The sequence below is a fragment of the Psychrobium sp. 1_MG-2023 genome (assembly GCF_030689115.1).
Taxonomy (GTDB): domain Bacteria; phylum Pseudomonadota; class Gammaproteobacteria; order Enterobacterales; family Psychrobiaceae; genus Psychrobium.
The window spans coordinates 1-4,735 of sequence record NZ_JAUYVJ010000060.1 but is presented as its reverse complement, the minus strand read 5'-3'; the positions used below and the strand labels follow the sequence as shown (position 1 = coordinate 4,735).

General features: G+C 37.9%; 5 protein-coding genes. All 5 read right to left on the bottom strand.

The window, feature by feature from the left end:
- Positions 1 to 72: 72 nt before the first annotated feature.
- The 5 genes from Q8W26_RS17665 to Q8W26_RS17645 all read right to left on the bottom strand — a co-directional run bounded on the left by Q8W26_RS17665 (position 73) and on the right by Q8W26_RS17645 (position 4,670).
- Positions 73 to 486: a hypothetical protein gene (locus Q8W26_RS17665; RefSeq protein WP_153071551.1), complete on the bottom strand. Its 414-nt coding sequence runs from the start codon at positions 484 to 486 to the stop codon at positions 73 to 75.
- Positions 473 to 1,924 (bottom strand): ATP-binding protein, encoded by a 1,452-nt coding sequence (locus Q8W26_RS17660; RefSeq protein WP_101215977.1) that lies wholly within the window; start codon positions 1,922 to 1,924, stop codon positions 473 to 475. Before Q8W26_RS17660 ends, Q8W26_RS17665 begins: the two co-directional genes overlap by 14 nt.
- Before the next feature lie 8 nt (positions 1,925 to 1,932).
- Positions 1,933 to 2,553, bottom strand: coding sequence for a hypothetical protein (locus tag Q8W26_RS17655; protein ID WP_101215978.1), 621 nt, complete (start codon positions 2,551 to 2,553; stop codon positions 1,933 to 1,935).
- Between the two features lie 237 nt (positions 2,554 to 2,790).
- The gene (locus Q8W26_RS17650; protein ID WP_101215979.1) at positions 2,791 to 4,203 is read right to left on the bottom strand and encodes a hypothetical protein; all 1,413 of its coding nucleotides are present in this window, start codon (positions 4,201 to 4,203) and stop codon (positions 2,791 to 2,793) included.
- The gene (locus Q8W26_RS17645; protein ID WP_101215980.1) at positions 4,200 to 4,670 is read right to left on the bottom strand and encodes a TnsA endonuclease N-terminal domain-containing protein; all 471 of its coding nucleotides are present in this window, start codon (positions 4,668 to 4,670) and stop codon (positions 4,200 to 4,202) included. Before Q8W26_RS17645 ends, Q8W26_RS17650 begins: the two co-directional genes overlap by 4 nt.
- Positions 4,671 to 4,735 lie beyond the last annotated feature (65 nt).

The window sequence follows — 4,735 nt, the reverse complement described above, 5'->3', positions numbered from 1 at the left end:
CTCAAGTGGATAAATAGTGAGGTTATTATTCTAAAAGCCCATTAACATTGGTAGGTGGGGTTAATTGACCGCTTACCCATATTCTTCATAATCATCATGAGCGCATTCCTTACACCACCGCCAATAATGAGCATACTTAAGATTTTGCTGTAACTTAGGCAGCAACTTGAAACTCGGCCCGAGCTTTAGTAATTCATCATTAAACAACTCAAGTTCTGTTAATGTTAAGAATGAGCGATAATAAGGAAGTAGAGTATGTTCTTTAAGTATAACCTCAAGCGGCATAGTCTCTTTATAATGACTAGCTAAATCACGAAAAACAGGACGCCAAATCGCTGAAGGCGTTAATTTTGTCAGGTTTGACGATACTTTTTTGCAAGTCATCAAAAAGTCATTTCGCCCTGTTAAATCAAACCACCTAGCCAAGACACTAAGCAAATGCTCGTTAGGGAATAAATACGGCAACTCAACATTATTGTTCATCATTACCTATCCCCTGTAAAAATTCATCAGAAGACAAGTCACTAGATACACTAGCAACTGTGCCTTTTGAATTATCATCTGTTTTCAAAACTTTTGTAGGGTTGCTTTGTTGTAACTTAGCTATATTTTCAGCTTCAAGCTTTTCGCTATTAGAATAGGTAGGTTTTTTAGTCGCTATATCACGTATTAAAGATTCAAACTTTTCAGGGTTGTGCTTCCTCAAAGCAATTAACGCAGGATCAATCAAACTAAATTGCTGATCATAAACAACTCTTAATAATTCAGGGCTGAGTGTTGTAAAACCTTTTGATTGGTCGGTGACTTTATTAAAATCATGCTGCACTGCTTCATGATGCAAAAGTGCTAATCGAGTCATAATGGCAGGAAGCCCGCATGATAATCGGTGAAATTCAGATCGAAACTCTTCTAAGCGAGTAGTATTAGTATCTAATATGAATGCACGGGGAAATAAAGCATTAAACAGGGTATTAAAATGTTTAGAATCAAACTTATTTAAACCAATAACGAATTGTCTATCGCTAAGCATACGTCTAACAATAGTAATATCATGACCTATGCGATGGTCATCCTCTTTGAGTGTTTGAAACAAATCAACACCTTGCCGGGTACAGCTTAAAATAACGGGAATGCCGATTTTATTAAATAAGCTTTCCAGTAATTGCAATGAAGGGCTATGTTCAACTTTTTTATAGCCTAAAATAAATTGTAATTCATCAATGTGAATTAAGCCTAAGAAATGCTTCATCGCTACATGTTGAACAGCGCCAAACATAACATCAGCACCAAATTTATTTTTATCTACCCATTCTTTTTTATGCTCAGTACCAAGTACATCATCTACCGCTTTAAAAAAGTTAGCGCACAAAGCTTTAGGGGAGCCTGTAGCCGGCATATCAATCGATAACCAATTCAATTGCTTTTTATTAAAAGGGGTTCCCTTATAGCTGCTATGCTGTACAGCTTGTGGAGTCTTGCTTAGTACACTTCTTATTAACGTAGTTTTACCGGTTCCTGATTCACCTGAGACAAGAACAGATGGTGCTGTTGTAGGAGCTAGCCCAGGGTAGTTTTCAGGTTTATACAGTTTTTTTTCACGTAATGAGTGTGCAATATTGGTATTTATTTTTACTGTTTCCGCAGAGAATGGGTTCCTATGGGTATAACCGAAAAGCTTCAAACTCATGATTTTATTATATAAAGCCTGAGTATAAGGGTGAGGCGAATTAACAACTGATAATTGTCTGAGTTGCGACATTTGATAAACTTCAGGTAGCTGCCAATAATTATCCTGAGCATTGGGTAAAATTGTTAATGAATCGATCAACTTTTCGTTCGATAACTCAACCTGAATCGATTCCGACAAAGGATTGTTATTTAAATTTAAATCAAGGTGCTTATTATAACTTGCAGGTAATATCATGATGTCTCCTATAACAACGCATCGTTGTCAGAATCTAATTGAGGTTGAATTTGGGTAGGTGCTTGCGATAAAAGATCGCCCTGCAAAGCCAATTGATGGTCAATTGCTTTGATTACATGCTGAACGGCAACGAATACCTTTTGGCGCTGCTTAATATCTCTTTGCACGCTTTTAGAAGTGTTTGTATCAGCACCTTCGATGGCATCCTCATTTAACCGCTTAAGCTCGGCTAATAAGTTGTTTCTTTGGATAGTCAGCTTTTTAGTATTTAGCTTATTTTGATGCCGTTTATCTTTAAACTGCTCTAATAAATGCTGTACTGGCTCCCAATGCTGGCCAATAAAAGGGCTACCGTTGTTAACATTTTTCAAATCGAAACGAATATATTGACCGTCTGCCGTTTTATGCCACAAACTTGAAGTCCAAGATTTAGGTCTCTTAACAATAATCTTGAAAGAACCATTTAGGTTGGCAACTTTGAACCAGTCAGCTTCCTTTGCATAATCGGATAAGTACACTAAACCTTTAAAGTAGATCCCGTCCCCTCTGACAGTTGCTTCTTCCTCAGGAAGAAAAGCCCAATGGATACGGCCAGGGTCTATTTCACGACCATCTCTTCCACCATTCATTTCTTGCTTTAGTCCATGTAGGTAAAGTGCTTCAGGTGTGATATCAATACCTGATTGAATCGCATTAATATCAAATCGGTGAAGTCTATCTGCTGATTTATTATTCTTAATGATTAGGTCAATTAACTGTATATTTATTGAGTCGTAATCAAGAAGTGCCTGCTGAGACGCATGTTGTTCTCCACGCTGGGCATGTTGATTTAAAGCTCCTGGAACAAAGTGAACCCCTTTATTTTCTCAACACCTGAAAGCGCCTTCTACTGTACCTTTTGCATCCCCTCTGTAAACAGCGGCAAAGCTATAACCTCGAATACCAAGCTCAGCCTGCAAGACTGTACTAATCACTTTATCGGGCTGCTCAGTTCCATTATCTACTGCTGCTTGTACTGGAACGTGATGAGCTGGCCAATCACCTTCAGTTATTGAGTAATTAAACCGTGCAGCAAATTCAACTTTACATGAACAAGCATTAACTAAAGCTTGTGCTGCCCCCTCCCAATTAGGTCCATCAAACCCTAAATAGAACCCAACAATCATTGTTGAGTAAACATCAATAACTAAATAAAGGACAGGACGCCCCATACTGTATTGGCCTGTAGTATCGAATGGATATCTCACATAAACATCAAGTACAGTAGCATCAATTTCATAGCGATATGTTGATCCGATAACCCCCTCTAATGCAGAGCCTTGTCTATCAGCGAAATCTTTTTCGTAACTAATATTTCCGTGTTTAATTTGAAGGTATAACTGTTTATCAATAATGCGTTTTAAATGGTAATAAACCTGCTCTTCAGATAAGCAGTCTTCTTCTCTTTCGAAAGGAATTCTAATTTGGTGAATTTCACCTTCAATTTCCCGTTCTAGAATGGTCGTTTCAAAGTTGAACTGATAAAGCTCAATCGCTTTCTTAAACGTAAAGTTAGGATATTCTTTTTTACCTTTTTCAGACTTTAAAAATTTAACTAGCTTCGCAATATTGCTTTTATGTTCAGCAGTAATACCAATATTAGGGGCTGAAATCCTTGCCTGTCTAACGGGTTTACGGCCTCTTTTAATATTTCTATCTTCAATTTTTAGAGGGACTTTATAATTACTGCCAGAATTTTTAAGCTTACAGGGCAACAATGCATTAGGATGACAACCAAAGACAATATAACGATTCAAGGCATTGTAATAAGCTCCTTTTGTTGTCCATACCTCTTTCTTCTTATCAGAATTAACCTTAAGTAATTTAGCTTTTAGCAAATCAGCGTTAGCTAAATTACTTTTAATCAGCTCCTCCAGCTCATCTGCTACACCTTCACCATAAATATATTGATTAATTAGCTCAGGAGTCGTTAAAGGTGCAGTTAACCAATGCTTCCAATCCCGATTAATGAGCCATGTTTCACGACTCTGTTTAATAAGCTCTTTATCACTAAAGGACATCTCTCCTGGATAATCAAATTGCTCAGATTCAACGCCTTTTTTGCGTATAAGGGCGACTAAGTCTGTTACTTTCCAGGCTTTAGGTTTAGAAAAGTTATCCTTACTACTAACATGTTTAGCATCTGCAACGGCAGCGAAGCGATAATCAAGACTCACATGACAAACCAAGAGTTCTTGCTGAGGGCTAGGAACTTTAATCAATTGACCGACATAAATCATAATTCGAGCTCCACTGGGCGGAACAACCGAATATGTTTATCACAATTGATAGGTAGTAAATTATGCAACCCCATATACTGAAAAAGGCTCTGGATATGCTGAAAAGACTTACCAGTTTTGACTTCTAACGTCTTAAAGTGATCTTGCAACCACTTGTGTGGAGCTAACAGCCAAGCTTCAACAAATCCAATAGCAAATTCAGTGAGTTCACTTTTTGAAGCCTTAAAATCATACGCTAATTCGAAGTAATCAAAATTCCATGCTTCAGCCTTTGTGGCATCTCGCTCGGTAAGCACGCGATAATTAACACCTCTTGCTTTCCAATATTGCCGCTCGATATCAAACTTCTGCCACGAGCGAGGTTTAATCTTATTTACCTTACCATCTACTTCTTCATAAATTTGCTCCCAGTACTTAAAGGTGTATGCGACACGGTATGTTGAACCACTTTTATTGTAAACGCGCAACTAACCCGTTGTGCCTAGCCTGACGTGTAATCGAGCTGCACATTCCACGGCATGAGTGCCGTTAA

Bases quoted from the DNA above. Each gene is read 5' to 3' on its own strand.
- Q8W26_RS17665 (WP_153071551.1), bottom strand. From the start codon at position 486: ATGATGAACAATAATGTTGAGTTGCCGTATTTATTCCCTAACGAGCAT.
- Q8W26_RS17660 (WP_101215977.1), bottom strand. From the start codon at position 1,924: ATGATATTACCTGCAAGTTATAATAAGCACCTTGATTTAAATTTAAAT.
- Q8W26_RS17655 (WP_101215978.1), bottom strand. From the start codon at position 2,553: ATGAATGGTGGAAGAGATGGTCGTGAAATAGACCCTGGCCGTATCCAT.
- Q8W26_RS17650 (WP_101215979.1), bottom strand. From the start codon at position 4,203: ATGATTTATGTCGGTCAATTGATTAAAGTTCCTAGCCCTCAGCAAGAA.